Annotated in this window: 16 protein-coding genes; 4 read left to right on the top strand and 12 right to left on the bottom strand. The window is 38.9% G+C overall.

Going from position 1 to position 17,365, the window contains the following annotated elements:
- Nucleotides 1-999: 999 nt before the first annotated feature.
- Together LI951_RS15415 and LI951_RS10680 are read right to left on the bottom strand one after the other, a co-directional pair.
- Nucleotides 1,000-1,137, bottom strand: a complete 138-nt coding sequence (locus tag LI951_RS15415; RefSeq protein ID WP_420705930.1) for a hypothetical protein — start codon at nucleotides 1,135-1,137, stop codon at nucleotides 1,000-1,002.
- 76 nt (nucleotides 1,138-1,213) lie between these two features.
- The gene (locus tag LI951_RS10680) at nucleotides 1,214-1,906 is read right to left on the bottom strand and encodes an NAD(P)H-binding protein (protein ID WP_229442125.1); all 693 of its coding nucleotides are present in this window, start codon (nucleotides 1,904-1,906) and stop codon (nucleotides 1,214-1,216) included.
- A gap of 454 nt (nucleotides 1,907-2,360) precedes the next feature.
- Here LI951_RS10680 and LI951_RS10685 point away from each other — a divergent pair, with 454 nt between their 5' ends.
- On the top strand, nucleotides 2,361-3,746 hold the full coding sequence (locus LI951_RS10685; RefSeq protein WP_229442126.1) for a M24 family metallopeptidase: 1,386 nt from the start codon (nucleotides 2,361-2,363) through the stop codon (nucleotides 3,744-3,746).
- A 124-nt stretch (nucleotides 3,747-3,870) separates the two neighbouring features.
- Nucleotides 3,871-4,632 carry a DeoR/GlpR family DNA-binding transcription regulator gene (locus tag LI951_RS10690; protein WP_229442127.1) on the top strand — a complete coding sequence of 254 codons (762 nt, stop codon included), beginning with the start codon at nucleotides 3,871-3,873 and terminating at the stop codon, nucleotides 4,630-4,632.
- A 102-nt stretch (nucleotides 4,633-4,734) separates the two neighbouring features.
- Here the strand turns inward: LI951_RS10690 and LI951_RS10695 are convergent, their stop codons facing one another.
- Both LI951_RS10695 and LI951_RS10700 read right to left on the bottom strand, forming a co-directional pair.
- Nucleotides 4,735-5,379, bottom strand: a complete 645-nt coding sequence (locus tag LI951_RS10695; protein ID WP_229442128.1) for an HAD family hydrolase — start codon at nucleotides 5,377-5,379, stop codon at nucleotides 4,735-4,737.
- A 30-nt stretch (nucleotides 5,380-5,409) separates the two neighbouring features.
- Nucleotides 5,410-5,685: a hypothetical protein gene (locus LI951_RS10700; RefSeq protein ID WP_229442129.1), complete on the bottom strand. Its 276-nt coding sequence runs from the start codon at nucleotides 5,683-5,685 to the stop codon at nucleotides 5,410-5,412.
- A gap of 870 nt (nucleotides 5,686-6,555) precedes the next feature.
- On the opposite strand from LI951_RS10700, the gene LI951_RS10705 reads away from it, so the two are divergent.
- The gene (locus tag LI951_RS10705; protein WP_229442130.1) at nucleotides 6,556-7,314 is read left to right on the top strand and encodes an ATP-grasp domain-containing protein; all 759 of its coding nucleotides are present in this window, start codon (nucleotides 6,556-6,558) and stop codon (nucleotides 7,312-7,314) included.
- A 136-nt stretch (nucleotides 7,315-7,450) separates the two neighbouring features.
- Here LI951_RS10705 and LI951_RS10710 read toward each other — a convergent pair whose 3' ends face one another.
- Together LI951_RS10710 and LI951_RS10715 are read right to left on the bottom strand one after the other, a co-directional pair.
- A complete protein-coding gene (locus LI951_RS10710) occupies nucleotides 7,451-9,823 on the bottom strand; it encodes a glycyl radical protein (RefSeq protein ID WP_202067112.1) in 2,373 nt (790 codons plus the stop codon).
- Between the two features lie 211 nt (nucleotides 9,824-10,034).
- Nucleotides 10,035-10,778 carry a DeoR/GlpR family DNA-binding transcription regulator gene (locus LI951_RS10715; protein ID WP_202067081.1) on the bottom strand — a complete coding sequence of 248 codons (744 nt, stop codon included), beginning with the start codon at nucleotides 10,776-10,778 and terminating at the stop codon, nucleotides 10,035-10,037.
- Between the two features lie 141 nt (nucleotides 10,779-10,919).
- Between LI951_RS10715 and LI951_RS10720 the strand changes: the two genes are divergently transcribed.
- On the top strand, nucleotides 10,920-11,696 hold the full coding sequence (locus tag LI951_RS10720; RefSeq protein WP_202067082.1) for a glycyl-radical enzyme activating protein: 777 nt from the start codon (nucleotides 10,920-10,922) through the stop codon (nucleotides 11,694-11,696).
- 259 nt (nucleotides 11,697-11,955) lie between these two features.
- On the opposite strand, the gene LI951_RS10725 is transcribed toward LI951_RS10720, so the two are convergent.
- The 6 genes from LI951_RS10725 to LI951_RS10750 all read right to left on the bottom strand — a co-directional run bounded on the left by LI951_RS10725 (nucleotide 11,956) and on the right by LI951_RS10750 (nucleotide 17,359).
- Complete coding sequence (locus LI951_RS10725; protein WP_229442131.1) at nucleotides 11,956-13,131, bottom strand: MalY/PatB family protein; 1,176 nt, start codon at nucleotides 13,129-13,131, stop codon at nucleotides 11,956-11,958.
- Nucleotides 13,118-14,173 (bottom strand): M42 family metallopeptidase, encoded by a 1,056-nt coding sequence (locus LI951_RS10730; protein WP_229442132.1) that lies wholly within the window; start codon nucleotides 14,171-14,173, stop codon nucleotides 13,118-13,120. Before LI951_RS10730 ends, LI951_RS10725 begins: the two co-directional genes overlap by 14 nt.
- The gene (locus tag LI951_RS10735; protein ID WP_229442133.1) at nucleotides 14,164-15,249 is read right to left on the bottom strand and encodes a M24 family metallopeptidase; all 1,086 of its coding nucleotides are present in this window, start codon (nucleotides 15,247-15,249) and stop codon (nucleotides 14,164-14,166) included. Before LI951_RS10735 ends, LI951_RS10730 begins: the two co-directional genes overlap by 10 nt.
- Nucleotides 15,250-15,338: 89 nt before the next feature.
- Nucleotides 15,339-16,679 (bottom strand): PTS sugar transporter subunit IIC, encoded by a 1,341-nt coding sequence (locus LI951_RS10740; RefSeq protein ID WP_229442134.1) that lies wholly within the window; start codon nucleotides 16,677-16,679, stop codon nucleotides 15,339-15,341.
- Between the two features lie 23 nt (nucleotides 16,680-16,702).
- Entirely contained in the window at nucleotides 16,703-17,026 is a 324-nt protein-coding gene (locus LI951_RS10745; protein WP_202067087.1) for a PTS sugar transporter subunit IIB, read from the bottom strand.
- Between the two features lie 15 nt (nucleotides 17,027-17,041).
- Complete coding sequence (locus LI951_RS10750) at nucleotides 17,042-17,359, bottom strand: PTS lactose/cellobiose transporter subunit IIA (RefSeq protein WP_202067088.1); 318 nt, start codon at nucleotides 17,357-17,359, stop codon at nucleotides 17,042-17,044.
- Nucleotides 17,360-17,365: the final 6 nt, after the last annotated feature.

Genomic DNA, 17,365 nt, shown 5'->3' on the forward strand with positions numbered 1-17,365 from the left:
CACTAGTAATACTTGACAATTTTTTTGACGGCTCATTTTGTATTTCCCCTCCTTCTTCCTCTAAAAATTCTTATGTTTTTCTGATTTTCCAAATCATAAAAAAATAAAAGTGAAATTTTTATGATTATCTTGACAAAAACTAAGTACATTGCTAAGATAATATCGACAAGTAATGAACAGATTGTAAAATTTTCTGTTGTAAATAATTATTTTAATAACATTTACATTTCCTAATTTTAGCTGAATTAAGAAATATGTTTCATTACTACCCTTGATTTAATAAGGCAGAAATCACACAGCCATTTTTTCTCTCTCTCTCAAAAAAAAACATATTTTTTACAATTAAATACTCATTTAAAAATCATAACATTTTGAAAATAACACTTCAATTTTTATTTTATATGATACATCAAAAATTATTGAACACGAAAAACAAGTCTTTCAGAATGAATAACTTTGATTAAAGTCAGATAAATAACTGTTTTTTTCTCTTTATAAAGTACATAATACCTTTAAGTAAGTAATTTAATTCATTTTCATACAAAAAACCCGGTGGATCTTCATTTATGAAGGTTCCTCCGGGTCTTTTAATTATTATTTCTCTACCAATATACTTGTAAAAGAAGATAACAAGACTTCAGTCTTTATATATCATCTTCAAGATTGAGACTTTTTACAAATTCCTATCAAAGAAGTCTTTCTCTTTTTTAAATAATTTTTTTCTCTAATTAATTATTGGACCATACTCATCATCTGAAATAAGTTCCAGCTATTCCGGTATGCCGACAGTTATCGTAATATGCTCAAACCGGCTATCCTTTGCCGCTCCATACCAATACTTCACACCCTCATGAGTGATAACTGTATCTCCGACCTTTAACAATCTGGCTTTCTAACCTTCTTCCTGACACTAGCCTCCTCCGCTCGTTACCAGTAAAAGCTGATAGCCATCTCAATGAATATGCCAGTAATTCCAGCAGCCGGCTCAAAAGTCACATTTCACACATCAACATTAACAGCCGAATCAGCAATCAACATTTGAAGATAATTTTGACCGATAAAATACTGGGAAAACACCTCATTTATTTCTCTAACCGGAAAAATAATGCCGTTCTCTATTTCTTCATTTTTTATCATCTATACTCCTCCACCTTATCCCTTCTCAAACTAAAATCATCTTAACAGCCCATATTCCAGCCCTTGTCAGTTCACCTTACTTCCATTCGTCCAATACCTGTTGACGGACATCACATGCCCGAAAGGTACCATCAATATAAAACTGCGCAGTCCAGTCTGCATTCGGCTCGGCTACTCCCAGACTTTGTTGAGCATAACACTCGGGATCAGCCAAAATATCCATCAATAACCGGGCAACTGCCTCTCTGGCAACTTGCCTGCCCCTGACGGGCTCCGATTTTTGTGTCAAAACATATCTTTCATTATTTCTCTGATTGTAAAGCCATGTCATCCGTAGAATTGTATAATTGATTCCGGATTGTTCAATAATTTCAGCAGAAAGTTTTTGGTGATCTACCAAAGTATTTCCTGCTATCCGAGCATAGGAATGTCCATATCTGGCAATTAATTCATCATAAATTCCCAAAATAGAAGAGCAGATTAATCGATCTACTTCACAAATTTTCATAGCATTTAAAATCTGCTGTGTCGCTGCCGGAGAGTCCAGACTATTTAAATAAACAATATCCACTCCTTCCATTGCCTCCACCAGTATATTCCAATCAGTAAAATCACCATCAATAATTTTTTCTCTTTTTGGTTTTAATCGTGTTAACCGACGAGTGCCATTTCTTGCGTAAAGAATCAGTTCATCCTGCCGCTCATTCAAAATCCTTTTAGTGAACCGACGACTAATCTCTCCAGCAGCCCCCAAAATTAATATTCTCATAAACCTCTCCCTTCCATGTATCTATAAAATCTTCAAATATTTAACTTACACTGAATAGATTCCTTCAATACTTTCAAGAATACCCCCTGAAGTGAACTTTAGGTCAAGAGATTAAGAACAACTTTTTCAGTATATTTTCCTGGAAGGCATACTCTGGAAATTTTGTCTCACTGAAAAAAAGTAAATTTCTTGATTCAGGAAATAAAGGAAAAAAAGCACATACTATACAGCAGTCCAAAAATACAATTTGTTTAGATAATTTACTATTTGGTCATTCTTTAATGACAATAATTAATAGGCATTTCCGATGTATTTATCTTTAGATTGATTTTATATTTGACATCCGCTTTGAAATTAACAAATTATAACAAAAATAAAGTTATATGTTGTTTCGTTATATTTACCATGCTATATTAAACTTGTAGAAAATCATTACTTATAGAGGAGAAGAAAAATGAAAATTGTTACCTCAGAAATCGCGCAACCTACTATATCCCAAAAGTTATTTCCAGTCGATTTGAGTCAGACGACTATGGAAGAAAGAAAAAATAATCTATTGACGAAAATGAAGGAACATCAATTGGATACTATTTTTATCTATGCGGACCGTGAGCATGGTTCAAATTTCGAATATTTGACTGGATTTATTCCCCGTTTTGAAGAAGCCTGTCTGGTTGTTCATTCAAACGGCAGTGCTTTTTTACTTTTAGGAAATGAAAATACAAAAATGGGCAGCTATTCCCGCATAGCTGCCGAAGTCATTCATGTCCCTTACTTTTCTTTACCTAATCAGCCGATGGAAGATGACGCCCCTTTCACCAGTTATTTGGTACAGGCCGGCATTCATGAAGACAGTCGGCTGGGGCTTATCGGCTGGAAAAATTTCACTACAGCTTATCAGGATAATCGATCACTATTTGATCTGCCCCATTTCATTGTTTCAGGACTGGAAAAGCTCGTTGCCAGTCCGGCTCAGTTAATGAATTATGCAGATTTACTGATTGGTCCTTCTGATGGTCTAAGAACCGTGAACAACGCAAATGAAATAGCACATTACGAATACGGTGCTGCCTTGGCTGGTCAATGTATTTTGACTACTCTAAATCGGATCAAGCTCGGTAAAACTGAGCTTGATCTGGCAGAAACACTGGCTGCTTCCGGACAGCCTCACAGTGTTACAACGATTTGTGCAACAGGTGATCGGTTCACAAACGCTGTACTTTATCCAAGAAATAAGCAGGTTCAGCTAGGGGATACCTTTTCATTAACAACTGGCTATAAGGGCGGACTATCCAGTCGAGCCGCCTATATTGCTCAGTCTCCAAAAGATCTGCCGGCAGCTGTACAGGATTATGAAGAAAAAATTGCTCAGCCGTATTATCAGGCATTTGTTACCTGGCTGGAGACAATTCGAATCGGGATGACTGGAAAAGAATTATTTGACACAATTCAGACCATACTGCCAAAAGAAAACTATCACTGGGAATTAAATCCCGGTCATTTTACAGCAGATGAAGAATGGATGGCTTCTCCTTTTTATGAGGGCTCAACCAGTATTCTTAAAAGCGGGCAGCTGTTTCAAATTGACATCATCCCTAAAGTAAAGGGGTACGGCGGAGTCAGCTGCGAAGATGGTATTGTACTGGCAGATAACGAGCTGCGTGCTGAAATCCAAAAGGAATATCCTGAAATGTGGGAACGTTTTTCCAAACGCAGAGACTACATTATTAACGAATTAAATATACAGCTTTCAGAAGACATTTTGCCGTTGAATGACATCGTGGCTTATTACAGACCTTTCCTGCTAAATCAAAATCTGGCTTTTTCAGTAAAAAAATAGGCTGTTAGGTTTCAGAGAAAATTGAATTTAAGAGCTCAGAAACAAACCCAACCATCACTAGTCTTAGAACAGTCATTTCTACAGAGGGTTTAAAATAATAATTTGAAGAAAAGAGGGAGAGAGAATGAACCAAAAACAGCGACAGGATTTAATCGTGGAAAGAATCCGAATGACCGGACAAGTGACTACCAAAGAATTGGCTGATGAATTATCAGTATCTTCCATGACAATCGGTCGGGATTTAAAAGAACTGGCAAATCAGCAGATTGTTGAACTGTTCCATGGCGGCGCTGTTTATAAAGATGCAAATTTACTGGAATACCCTATGTCCATCAAAGAAGATGTCTCTGTGGAAGAAAAAAAAATGATAGCTAAATACTGTAAAAATCTGGTAAAAAACGGAGATGCTGTCTTTATTGAAACAGGAACCACTACTCTGTTTGTTGCTCAGGAATTATTTTCATTTAAATACTGTAACTTTTTTTCTAACTCTCTTTTGGTTCTGAATGCTCTCTCAAAAATTGAAGGAATCATGCTCCACAGTATTCCAGGCAAATACAGAGAACTCTCAAAAGGCTTTTTAGGAATCGAAACAGCCAGTTATATTAGGAGCTATCACTTTGACATTTGCTTTATAGGTACTGAAGGAATTGATGCTCAAGGAAATGTTACTCTCCTAAGTGAAGAAGACACCTTTACGAAACAGGCAATTATGGCTCAGTCAAAAATAAATGTGCTGGTTGCAGACCATACTAAATTTGAAAAGACATTTTTTTGCAAGATTGGCAGCATCCGTGAGTTCGATTGGGTTATCACAGATTTGAATGAGTGCTCTGAGTTGTTTAAAAAACTGAAGCAGTTGAATCCCAACCTGATCTCTGTTTAAGTCAGAAAAATGAAAACAAGCAGAAACCTGAAAATAACATCAGATTTCTGCTTATTAATAATAGATAAATCATTTACAAAGTAACAGTTAAGAAAAATATCGTCAGTCATCACTTATATTCAAGTTCAGCTGCTTTTTATCCAATTTCACTCCTGCATTTTCCAGTTTCAAAACCAGCTCCTGAATATTTCCTTTAAAAATACAGCCGTCCATTCCGGCATTGATTGCTCCCTCAACATTTATCGCCAGATCATCAATAAAAAGGCATTCACTCGGAACCAGTTGAAAATGACTGCAAAAAGCCTGGAATATTTCGATTTGGGGTTTCAAAAGCTTCCATTCAGCTGATACAAAAGCACTATCAAAAAGATCCAACGCCGGAATTCTATGTTTAAATTCATGAAAGGCATGAGGAGCATTAGAAAGAATATATAACTTGTATCCTTGATCTTTCAGTTGTTTTACAAGAGGTTTCATCGCTTCATTCGGTTTGATTTCTTCGTGCCAGCAGTCAATAATTTCCAACACAGTATCATGAAGATTTTCCTTTACCCTGCTGCAAATCATTCTGCCTAATTCTTCTTTGGAGATCGTTCCCCGATCATACTTAATCCATTCTACAGACAGAAAAATCTCATGAAGCAGCAGCTCCTGATATTCTGGAACATCTGTGAATCTCTTAATAAATTTTGCCGGAGCATAGTGCACCAGTACATTTCCTACATCAAATACAATATTTTTTATCATTTATCTTTTCCCTTCCTGTCATCTAATCAGCTAACAAATTTCCTCGTTGTAAAACGTGTCAAAAAAACTTTCAACTGTGTCGCTTGTTGAATCTCCTTTTGATACCTCTGCCTGATTTCTTTGTCTGACCTCACGAAACAGCTTTTGCTTCCCTTCAGCTTCAGTTAGAAATACCAAGAAGCAGCTGCAGTCAGATTTTTCTTTGCAACGTCTGTCTGCTTCATGCCCACACATTATTAGAAAATTTTTCCAACTGATAAATCCTAATCGATAGCGGATATACATTGAAGCAGTATAATAGTCCATTCCTCCAGATAATTCCCCAAAGAGCAGGTCATATATGTATTTTCTAAACACCTGAACAGCAGCTTAATTTTTGTTAGTAAAGACCAAATCCAACAGCCACTCTTCTGGAGCTTCAGACTTACCACAAGCTAGTATTGCCATCCAAAATAAGAACGGGAATCAATTGGTTCTGCATTTAACATTTCTACAATTACAAGCAGCTCCTGTTTTGAAAACACCATTCTCATACCATATTTCCTCATAAACTAAACTTATAAACTGATTTTTCGGTTCAATCGTTATTTTTTGTTCCTTGATAATTTAATGACCGTTCATTTGCTTGGTTATTGTGTAATGTTCTAGAATTGTATTTGGAAAGAAGTTGCAGAAAAATACTATTTCTCCTTAACGAAACCATTTTTACCAGAAAATAGCTCTTCCATCCGATTGATCGAAAAATAAATTAATCGATTCTTCTCTCATAGCTACTTTCCATTATATATCATTCTACACTTTTTGTTTAACCATCCGAAAAAACTTTAACATCAATTAATGCTGAGTCTAAATCAATTATCTCTGTAAGCAAAACTACTTGGTGATTTTTGTCAGTCGCTCACTTATTTTAAGCTGGAATCCATCCTCTAATTCTTTTCACTCATTCAACCGGTCGAATTTTAGAACACTAATTTTCAGTCATTCTATCAATGTTTCCGCTATTCCTGATATAATTAATGAAGCATACAAAAAGGAGGAAACTAGATGATTTCTCACTATCTCTTCCTGTTTCCCGCAGATCCACTCGATACAAGCTTACCGGATGAGGACTATAAAAAAGAATATGATGCAGCAAAACAATAGTTTAATGTTGCCTTGCTGCAGCTGGAGCCATTGATGGAATCAAACAAAGTAAAATTGAGTCGTCTCCTGACTGAAAACGAGATAATCGTCTATCGAGGATGGATGCTGACACCTTGTCAGTATGACCAGCTTCAACAAGCCGTTGAGCAACAGGGAGCTTCGATGTTGACCGCTCTTTCAGAGTACAAAAATACTCACTTGCTTCCAAGCTGGGCTGGTATGCCTCATATGCTGCAGACGAATTGGACAGAGAGTTTATCAGAAACAGCCTTGATTAATCTACTTTCCCACTTCAGCGGTGCAGTCACCGTAAAGGATTTTGTTAAAAGCAGAAAGCATGAATGGCACGATGCTTTTTTTGTCCCTGATGTGTCCGATACAACACAGGCCTTGAAAGTAATCAATACATTTATTGAACGTCAGGAAAAAAATTTAATGGGCGGTATTGTTTTGAGGGAATTTGTTGAATTGATGAAAATTGGAGAACATCCTAAAAGTTATACACCAATTTTTGAAGAGTATCGAGTCTTTTATTGGCTAAATGAACCGATTGCATTAATAGATTATTGGCATAATGATTCTGTACAGCTTTCGGAAGAGGAAGAGCGGTTTATCAAACAACAGGGAAAGAAAATACACTCTCCTTTCTTCACAGTCGACTATGCTAGAAAAACAACTGGCAAATTGATCATTATAGAGATAGGCGACGGACAGGTCTCAGGGCTTCAGGAACATGATGAAGAATTTTTTTATGCAGAATTATCAAAGAGACATAAATTTTATAAAGACTAAGAAAAAGAGGTCGAGACAAACACCCATGAGGGCGATCGCCCTCATGGGTGTTTGTCACATCTTCTTAAAAATGCAAAGTACTTTATTCAGCTGTCTTTCTATCATTTACAGGCAAATTTTATTTACGTTCTAATACCTACAATATATGCTCCGTCCGCTCAATAATATCATCCTGTGTTGCTTTGGACAGAACATTGAAAAATGCTGAGTAACCTGCTACCCGAACGATTAAATCCCGGTATTTTTCAGGACGTGCCTGCGCATCCCGCAGTGTGTCTTTTGAAACAACGTTGTACTGAATATGATAACCGTGCAATCGATTGAAGAAAGTTCTCAGCAGCATAACCAGTTTCATCCGATCCTCTTCTTTTTCCAAAACCTGCGGGGTTACTTTCTGATTCAGCAATACACCCCCGGTAATTTCTTTAGTTGGCAGCTTCGAAACAGTTTTCAGTACTGCAGTTGGTCCATTTTTATCCATGGAGTGAGAAGGAGAGCAGCCTTCCGCCAAAGGAGTTGAAGCGTTTCGTCCGTCAGGCGTTGCCATCGTTCCCCTTCCCTGTCCAACATTGGCTGAAATTGATGAAGTTCCTGCATATCTTGTACCACCGATTGGTCCTCTGCCAAAACGGGTATTCGGATATTTTTTCACCTCATCAATATAGCTGTCATACGCATCAACAACCAGCTGATCCACGTAATCATCATCATTACCATATTTCGGTGCTTCTTCCAATAATAGTTTTTGAATTACCTGTCCTTTTTCTTCGGCAAAGTCCGTCATTAATGCCTCCCAAAGCTCTTTCTGAGTTATCTTCTGTTCTTCAAAAACCAGCTTTTTAATTGCTGCCAGTGAATCAGCCAAATTAGCAATCCCTACCTGCAGTCCTGAAATAAAGTCGTAAACAGCACCGCCTTCTTTCAACGTTTTTCCTCGTCCAATACAGTCTTCTGTCAGCGCTGAGCATAAAACATCTGGGACATCCTCTTCCAAAACCATATCACAGCTGTTTTCAATAATGACACTATGTTTGGTGAAATCACGAATCACATGATCCCAGGCTTTTTCCAACTCTTCGTAAGAGGTCATCTCTTCGAAATGTCCCAATCCTTCAACCAGTTTAGTTCCTGATTTCGGATCAACACCATTATTCATCGCAATCAGCAATGTTTTGGGGAAGTTAATAAAGCTCATACCCGTACAGCGATAGCCCCATTTTCCCGGAACTGCTGTTTCCACACAGCCAATTGCACTATAATTATAAGCATCCTCCTCTTTTATTCCCTTTTCAATAAAGGACGGAATAATAATCTCATCATTGTTAAATGCCGGCATCCCGATACCAATTCTAATCACTTCCACACATTCCCGCATAAACCTATCATCCAGTCCTTTATGATAGCGAACAGTTAAATTAGGCTGCGGCAGCTTGGTCTGAGCCACACTGCGCAATATCAGATAGGATAATTTGTTTACTGCATCTTTTTTCTCTGTTGTCTGTCCGCCAATCGTTACGTTTTGATACAAAGGGCTTCCGGCACTGAATTGCGTATGCGACCAGCTGCGGATTTTATTAATCGTAATCGTTTTAATCCAGAGGTTAGTCAGCAGCTCCACAGCAGTTTCTTCGGTCATTTTTCCCTCAGCTAAATCTTTTTCCAGCAGTGGATTCAAATACTGATCCATTCGACCATAAGAGAGTGAGTGACCATTTGATTCAATTTGTAAAACCAGCTGAATCATCCAAACAGACTGAATCGCTTCATAAAATGTTTCTGCCGGCTCATAAGGAACCTTTTTCAAAACACGCGCCATCTCCTTTAATTCCACCGCTCGTTCAGGTGATGACAACCTCGCCTTTTCCTCTGCCAGTTTTGCATACCGCAACGCAAAATTTTGAACAGCATCCAGCGTAATTAGAACTGATTCATAGAAATACAGTTTCTTCTGATTTTCCAAAACTGTTAGATCCAATTCCTTCATTAATTTTTCCACACGTTCCCGATAACCCTTCAATCCGCTCTTAATAACTGTTTCATAACTTACTGCAATATGTGCATCTCCGGAAGTGATATTTCCTTCTGCCTTGATAATACCCAAATCATAAAATACGCGACTGGCTGGAGGAATCGCTGCCAGACCTTTTTCTTTTGTTGTATTGTGCTTCCAGTAATCAGAAATGGAACGAAGCTCTTCTTTTGTTTCTTCAGTAATATAAAAAACATCCCCATCACGTTGTTCAAATTCGTCCAATTCTGCAATTACCCAGTCCATCGCATATTCCGGAAAAATCGGTGCCGACCGATTCGCAGCAGCCTGATTTCCTGCCAGCAGACTTTCATCTTCAATGTATAATGTCATGTGCTCAAGGATATTTTTCAACATATATGCCCGTTTTAAAACCACCGGCTGATCCTGGTATTCTTTATATGCCTCAGTAGTTAAAAGGGCGCGCTCTGCACAGACATAAGGCTTTGTAGACAAGACACTTTCGCGGTATGCTGCCATTCTGGGAGTCAGCTCCCCAAAGTAGGATCTCAGTCTCTCTTTTTCTATTACCGTATTCACTTGAATCCCTCCGATCTATTTTCTTTTGAAACGAAAATTAGTTTCTTTTGAAACAAACATATCATTATTCAATTGAAAATTCAATTCCTGTTTAGAATTAAGATAAAGTTGCACATATGTGCAAAAATAAAAAAGCATCAAATGATGCTTTTTATACAGCCACTACCTCAATCTGTCTTTTTTCTAATAACTGCTTCTTCTCTTTAGTAATTGCCTGATCTGTATAAACTAGAGAAACCTCATCAAAGCCAAACTCAGCAACTACACCTTTTTGCATAAATTTGCTTGAATCCGTCAGCACAATGGTCTTGTCAGCATGTTCCGCCATCATTCTTGCTGCATCACAACGAGTGATATCGCTCCCAGTGAATCCCCGCTTTTCGTCACAGCCGTCAACGCCGACAAACAACTTATCCACGTGAAAATTTTCCACAACTTTCTTTATCAGCGGTCCAACATTAACCTGTGATTCCTTTTGATATTCTCCGCCTAAAAGAATAATTTTTACACTTTCCGCTTTGCGGATATAAGAAGCAATAAAGCTTGAATTAGTAATAATTGTGATATTATTTCTGTTAAATGCCAATTCCTCTGCCAATAATGTACAGGTTGATCCTGATTCAATCATAACGATCTCTCCATCAGAGACACTCTTTGCAGCTTTTTTGGCAATTTTCAGCTTTAAATCATAGTTCTTAGCTAAGCGATAATTGATATCTGCTTCATTATTCAGCAGAGCAAAACCGTGCTGACGGTGAAGTATCCCTCGTGCTTCCAGCTTGTCCAGATCTTTTCGAATCGTTACCTTTGAAACATTTAACTGCTCAGCTAGTTGATTCACTTCTATTTTCTTTTGACTGCTTACTATTGAAATAATATCTTCTTCTCTCGACATAAGATAAGTCCTCCTGCTTTCATTAGTTTATCACAGCCTTTCAGTTATCTCAATCCAACAAATTTTATTTTCGAAACTAAAAATATTTACGAATGAAATTACATATGTTAAAATCGAACTGAAAAACAGGAGGGAAAAGTAATGAGTGAAACAGCATGCATATTCAATATTCAAAAATTCAGTATTCATGATGGCCCCGGTATTCGAACTGTTGTTTTCTTTAAAGGCTGTCCGCTGAAATGCTACTGGTGTTCAAATCCAGAATCACAGTGCGGTGAACCTGAACAAATGTGGAATAGCCAAAAAAAAGAGACAACAATTATAGGAGAATATAAGACAATCGCTGAAATTGTCAATGAGGTCATGAAAGACGAACCCTTTTATGAAGAATCGGGTGGTGGTGTTACGTTGTCAGGCGGAGAAGTTTTGTATCAGGCAGTCTTTGCAACTGAATTACTAAAAGAGCTTAAAAAGAAAAATATTCACACCGCCTGTGAGACAACCGGTTATGCAAAAACTGATGTTTTTGAAGCATTTATCCAGCATGTTGATTTATTATATTTTGATGTAAAGCATTATGATTCAGCCAAGCATAAAAGCGGCATCGGTGTACCGAATGAACTGATTTTAAAGAATTTGCAGACAGCAGTTCGCACGCATGCCGGACTCGTAGTTAGAATTCCGGTTATTCCCTTTTATAATGATAGTCTGGCTGATGCAGAAGAATTTTCAAAGCTATTCAATGAAATGGGCGTTAATCAGATTGAACTGCTGCCCTTCCACCAGTTTGGTGAAAAAAAGTATCAATACTTGAATCGGGATTATGCAATGCATGATATTCCTCAGCTGCATACAGAGGATTTGTACACCTATAAAGCAGTGATGGAAGCTGCCAATATTCAATGTCTGGTCAGATAAAAAAGTGTTTTACCTCGAGATATCAAGTATCATCTGCTCCTGCGGTTACTCGTCGCATGTCTGAGGGACATGTAAGAACTTGCTCCTGCGATTACTCGTCGCAGTTAAGTTCATGCACGTGCTCCTGCAGTTACTCGTCGCAGTTAAGTTCATGCACGTGCTCCTGCGCTTCTTACGAATGCTCGAATCATACAAAGACGGGAACACCGTCTATTCGTTTTTTAGAGCATGCGACATAGTCTTGTCTTTCATCTTTTTACTACAAAACAGCCTGAATTCCCCTCAACAGACGTTCTGTTCCTTCCAGTACCTTCTCTCGGGGTGCACCAAGGTTCAGACGCAGATACATACTTCCTTCTGCTCCATAGGTTTCTCCTCGCATAATCGCTACTTTTTCCTGTTGAATAAGCACCTTTTGCAGTTGAGCCATGTTAACCGGTAAAGTTGTCAAATCAAGCCAAGCCAGATAACTAGCTTCAGGTATATACGATGAGATGAATGGATGATTCTTCAATTGTTCATGCATCACCTGAAAATTTCCATCAATATAATGATTCAGCTCTTGCAGCCACAGCTCCTGATGTGTATAGCAGTCCTGCAATGCCAACAGCCCGAGATAAGGAACAGATGATAAACCATCACGACCTTTTAACACAGTCAAAAACTGATCCCTCAATTTTTCATCAGGAATCACACAATACGAACAGCCTAATCCGGGTGTATTAAATGATTTTGAAGCTGAAGACACCAACATAACCGGTACTTTAATCTGCTTAATAAATTTTAGTACTGGAAGATGATCAATGCCCGACCGTCGAATATCCATATGAATCTCATCACTGATCAGACCAACCTGATAACGATTACACAGATCAATGATAGTTAAAAGCTCTTCTTCCGTAAATGCTCTGCCAGTTGGGTTATGAGGATTACATAAAAGAAAAAGCTCCGGCTGTTCTGTTTTAAATGCTTCTTCAAGTGTTGAAAAATCAATATCAAACCGTTCATTTTTTATCAGACTAACTGAGATTAACTGCTGATGATTCTCTTTGATAGTATTAAAAAAGGCATCATAACAAGGTGTCAGCGTGACAATCTTTCCCGCTCTCTTTGAAAGCAGCTGCAATGCTGTAGATAAGCTGTAGATTACGCTGGGACTGTAGACAATCCAGTCATCTTTCAGCTGTGTGTGAAACTGTCGGCGGAACCAACCGCTTATAGCTCCTTTAAACTCTTTATGATTCCAGCGGGTATAGCCAAAAATCCCTTTTTCTACAGCTGCATTCAACACTTGCTTCGTTCCAGAGGGAAGCTCGAAATCCATATCTGAAATAGAAAAAGGCAGTAAATTTTTCTCCCCGAAACGATCCTGAATATAGTCCCACTGTGTAGAATAGGTTCCGTATCTGGAGATTACTCGATCAAAATTTGTCATTCAACTCACCCAATTTCTTTTCAAAATTTTCAATATATCGACAAATCAGCGTAACGGCATTTTCACAATCTGACAAATGAACCATGGAATTCCATGAATGACAGTAGCGGACTGGAACACTTATAACAATTGTTGGTTTTCCTTCATAAAGTTGAATGGAGCCGGCATCTGTTCCACCGCCAGTAAACTGATCAAATTGATAAGGAATCTGATTCGACTCAGCTGTTTCCTTCAACGCATCTGCCAAAGTTATATCGGCAAGTGCCGTTTTATCATACAGACAGATACCGGGACCTGCTCCTAAAATACGGGTTTTGGTTGAAGCAGCCTTCGGTGTATCCTTCCCGTTTGCTACATCGATGATCAGATTAATATCTCCCCGAACCTTCGGTGCAGCCACTTTTGATCCCCGTGTACCTGCCTCTTCCTGAGCCGTCGCAACACCCAGAACTTCGATCTGAGCCAGTTCATTCTTGGAAAAATAATCCATAACACCAGCCATTACACTACAGCCTACACGGTTATCCAATGCTTTTCCTGTAATGAAGTTACCTGTTGCCGTTTCCTGAGCAGCTGTATCCGGTGTGATCATATCACCAATCTGAATTTCCAGATCTGCTGCCTCCTGCCGACTGCCGGCACCAAGATCAATATACATCTTATCAACCTCAACAACCCTGTCATCCATCACAGAACCTTCAGACAGCGTTCCGACAATTCCAATAAAAGTCTGTCCGGTTTTTCTCGAAGTAATGCGGACTCTCTGACCTAAAATGACATGTCCCCACCAGCCGCCGATTGGCTGAAAACGAATAAAGCCAGCCGAATCAATCTCTCTAACGAAAAAGCCAACCTCATCCAGATGTGCATAAACAGCCACCCTTTTTTTCTTCGTTGTCAAATCGCCAAAATAATAATTTTTAAACGTATCCTTAAATGAAGATTGTTTGATAATCGTTGCCAGATAATCACCCACTGCATCTTCTCTTCCCGCAATTCCATCCAAATTTGATAAATAAAGCAAATGATCTTTTAGTTCCATTCGAGTTCCATCCATTCTTTGCTTGTTTGTGTAAAGCTTTTTACTCTGCCGTCAGCTGTGATAAAAATATCATCTTCGATCCGAATACCGTAGTCTCCTGGAAAATAAATGCCTGGTTCAACAGTAAATACCATTCCTTCACGAATATTGACAGTGCTGTCATGATTAACCACAGGATATTCATGACAGGACAGACCAATACCATGTCCCAGTCCATGTGAAAAATACTCGGCAATTCCTGATTCTTCTAAACACATTCGAGCAGTTTGATCAATTTCCTTCAGCGTTTTCCCAGTCTCAATCGCCTGAATCGCCTGTTTTTGAGCGTTCAAAACCTGTTGATATGTCTCCTTGATTTTATCAGCTGCTTTTCCCAATGCAAAAGTCCGTGTCATATCAGAATGATAGCCATGATACATGCAACCAAAATCAATCATAATCAACTCATCCGGCTGAATAACTTTTCGGGATGCATGTGCATGAGGCAGGGCTGTCCGGTTCCCTGATGCCACAATGGTCTCAAATGCAGGTCCTTCACTGCCGATTCGCTTACTGTAGTAATCAATTTCATTGGCAACATCCAACTCAGACATACCTGGTTTAATAATTGTTTTGATATACTCAAACGTTTGATCTGCCAACATCGCAGCCTCTTTTAAATACCTGATTTCTGTCGGCTCTTTAATCATCCGGAGCTGTTCAATCAGATGGATGGTCTCAATCAGTTTTCCCTTCTGCTCAGAAATGACTGATTCAAGTTCAAGATACATTAGATAAGAAATGGATGACCGTTCAAAGCCGACACTGCCATCTCCAACAATTTCAGCCAGATACTGCCACTGATTTTTTTGCGGTGTTGTTGTAAGAATACAGATATTTTCTGTCTGCTGTTCTGCCTGTTCTGTATAGCGTCCATCAACTAACAGATATTCCCGCTCATCCCCCACAACTAAAAGTCCATTTGAACCAGTAAAACCAGACAGGTACCGGTAATTGATTTTATCACTTACTATCAAAAAATCGATCGAATAGTTTTCATGCATTATTTTTTTCACTTGTTTTAGCCGTTCATTCATCGGCTGCACCTCCTTGCTTTAAAACAGAATGAGAATAGAGGAATGATTACCGAAAAAGCAACCCTCCCTCCACCTCATATTTTATTCCATTAGAAATCTAAATCAGACAGCAATGCCTCATCTTCTTCACTTAGGATTGAATGACTCTCTTTTACATCTTTTTCCTGCTCAAGTTCCTGACGCTCCAACACTTTGAAAAACGGCAGATATAAAGCAAAAGACAGACCAATTTGAACCAGCTGAATAATAATTGCCCGCCAGTCAAAGCCAGTCAGAAATCCTTCCATGAAGACTGGTACATAAGGCGGATCAAAAATCGGATAATTCAGCCAGCCCAGCTTCATGCAGATCATTGGAATCATCCCCACAAAAGCACCGCCAAAGATAAACGGGATCATTAACACCGGATTCAAAATAATCGGCACTCCGAAAAGAACAGGCTCATTAATCCCAAATAATGAAGGCAGAAGCGCAACCGCTCCGACTTTTTTATATCGTAGAGATTTGCTGACAAGCATGGCTATAACCAGACCCATTGTCACACCGGAACCAGTAAAATTTGCGAACGCGGATAACGTTCCTCCGGTAATAACGTGCGTCAGCGGCTGACCTGCTTCATGTGCTGCGATATTTTCTGACAGATACTGAACTGCGATCGGCGATAGAATAGGCGACAACACGGCTGAATGAATGCCGAAAAACCAGAAAACCAAACGCAGAACTAAAACAAAGTAAATGACCCCTAATGAATCCAGTCCACCAATTGCCGGTGCTAGAAACTCCATAATAACCTGCGGCAGCAGACCCCCGCCCGTCAGTGCATCCGTAACCGCTCGAACTGTAATAAACAAGACTCCAATGGTTGCTGTCGGTGTAATCAGTTCAAAGGAACTGGAAACAAAATCAGGTACCCCTTCCGGCATCTTGATAACAAGCTTATGCTTTGTAAAAAACTGATAGATTTTAACACAAATAATAGCGATAAAAATTCCTGCAAATAGTCCTTTTGAATCCAGATAGGTTGGAATGATATTTCCATTCTCATCCACATCCATCGAAACCAGTAAAAAACCAATTGCCGACAGAATCATGGACCCAATCGTATAGAGTTTCCATTGTTCACTCAGAAAATAAGCAATTGCCAGCACTGCATAAAGACCCACCAACCCTAATGACACTTTTGATAAAAGACCGAAAATGTAGCCGTACTGCTCAAACCAGTTTTGAACAGGTGCTGCATTAATAAACTCTGGAATCGACGGAAAAATTGCTGCTACTGAGCCTAGTAATAAAGCTGGTGTTAAGACGACCATCCCCTTTTTAATGGCAGTCAGATAAGCATTGTTATCTACTTTGTTCGCAACCGGTACAAGGGTCCTGCGAATAAATCCTTCAACTCTGTCAAAGGCCGATACTTTCTGTTGTTCCATTTTCTCTCCTCCAAATAACAAATTTATTGATTTTTGCGGTAAGCTAATATTGCCTGTTTCATGACTGTCGCTCCATCCATTGATCCATAAATATCAGATGTAAGCAGAACAGCAGGTTTATTCAGTTTGTCTGCCTCCCCTTTGATGAACGCATATTTGTGGCTGAGCTGAGGACCAACCAAAATAACATCGTACTCATTAATATACCGATCCAGCTTATCCACTCCGATGGCTTCCATCGGATAGTCTTCAATTTCAAGCTTAGCTGAATCCTTTACTACTTTCTTCATGGCTTCCATCATCATGGTTGTTGAAAAACCACCTGCACAGACTAATAACGTTTTCATTTTTTTCATCCTTTCTTACGCTTCAAGATTTTTCTCTTTCAACATCCCTATCATCTCTTCGATCAGATCTCTTGCAAGCAGACTATTCATCAGATGGTCCTGAGCATGAACCATCAATAATGTTGTTTCTGTTTTTTCTCCATTAATTTCTTTGGTAATCAATGCAGTTTGTTCTTCATGGGCTGTGATACTCTTTTCCTTTGCCTCCTGCATCTTTACTTCCGCTTCCTCAAATTTTCCTTTTCTGGCCAGACGCAGCGCCTCAAACGCAGCACCTCGGCTGTCTCCGGCTGAAGATATAATCTGAAAAATACTTTTTTCCTGTTCTGTCATGTCTGC

The organism is Enterococcus sp. BWT-B8 (genome assembly GCF_020567625.1).
GTDB lineage: Bacteria > Bacillota > Bacilli > Lactobacillales > Enterococcaceae > Enterococcus_L.

What these genes read in the sequence shown, in the direction of transcription:
- LI951_RS15415 (WP_420705930.1), bottom strand. Translation starts at nt 1,137, where the DNA reads ATGATAAAAAATGAAGAAATAGAGAACGGCATTATTTTTCCGGTTAGA.
- LI951_RS10680 (WP_229442125.1), bottom strand. Translation starts at nt 1,906, where the DNA reads ATGAGAATATTAATTTTGGGGGCTGCTGGAGAGATTAGTCGTCGGTTC.
- LI951_RS10685 (WP_229442126.1), top strand. Translation starts at nt 2,361, where the DNA reads ATGAAAATTGTTACCTCAGAAATCGCGCAACCTACTATATCCCAAAAG.
- LI951_RS10690 (WP_229442127.1), top strand. Translation starts at nt 3,871, where the DNA reads ATGAACCAAAAACAGCGACAGGATTTAATCGTGGAAAGAATCCGAATG.
- LI951_RS10695 (WP_229442128.1), bottom strand. Translation starts at nt 5,379, where the DNA reads ATGATAAAAAATATTGTATTTGATGTAGGAAATGTACTGGTGCACTAT.
- LI951_RS10700 (WP_229442129.1), bottom strand. Translation starts at nt 5,685, where the DNA reads ATGGACTATTATACTGCTTCAATGTATATCCGCTATCGATTAGGATTT.
- LI951_RS10705 (WP_229442130.1), top strand. Translation starts at nt 6,556, where the DNA reads ATGGAATCAAACAAAGTAAAATTGAGTCGTCTCCTGACTGAAAACGAG.
- LI951_RS10710 (WP_202067112.1), bottom strand. Translation starts at nt 9,823, where the DNA reads ATGGCAGCATACCGCGAAAGTGTCTTGTCTACAAAGCCTTATGTCTGT.
- LI951_RS10715 (WP_202067081.1), bottom strand. Translation starts at nt 10,778, where the DNA reads ATGTCGAGAGAAGAAGATATTATTTCAATAGTAAGCAGTCAAAAGAAA.
- LI951_RS10720 (WP_202067082.1), top strand. Translation starts at nt 10,920, where the DNA reads ATGAGTGAAACAGCATGCATATTCAATATTCAAAAATTCAGTATTCAT.
- LI951_RS10725 (WP_229442131.1), bottom strand. Translation starts at nt 13,131, where the DNA reads ATGACAAATTTTGATCGAGTAATCTCCAGATACGGAACCTATTCTACA.
- LI951_RS10730 (WP_229442132.1), bottom strand. Translation starts at nt 14,173, where the DNA reads ATGGAACTAAAAGATCATTTGCTTTATTTATCAAATTTGGATGGAATT.
- LI951_RS10735 (WP_229442133.1), bottom strand. Translation starts at nt 15,249, where the DNA reads ATGAATGAACGGCTAAAACAAGTGAAAAAAATAATGCATGAAAACTAT.
- LI951_RS10740 (WP_229442134.1), bottom strand. Translation starts at nt 16,679, where the DNA reads ATGGAACAACAGAAAGTATCGGCCTTTGACAGAGTTGAAGGATTTATT.
- LI951_RS10745 (WP_202067087.1), bottom strand. Translation starts at nt 17,026, where the DNA reads ATGAAAACGTTATTAGTCTGTGCAGGTGGTTTTTCAACAACCATGATG.
- LI951_RS10750 (WP_202067088.1), bottom strand. Translation starts at nt 17,359, where the DNA reads ATGACAGAACAGGAAAAAAGTATTTTTCAGATTATATCTTCAGCCGGA.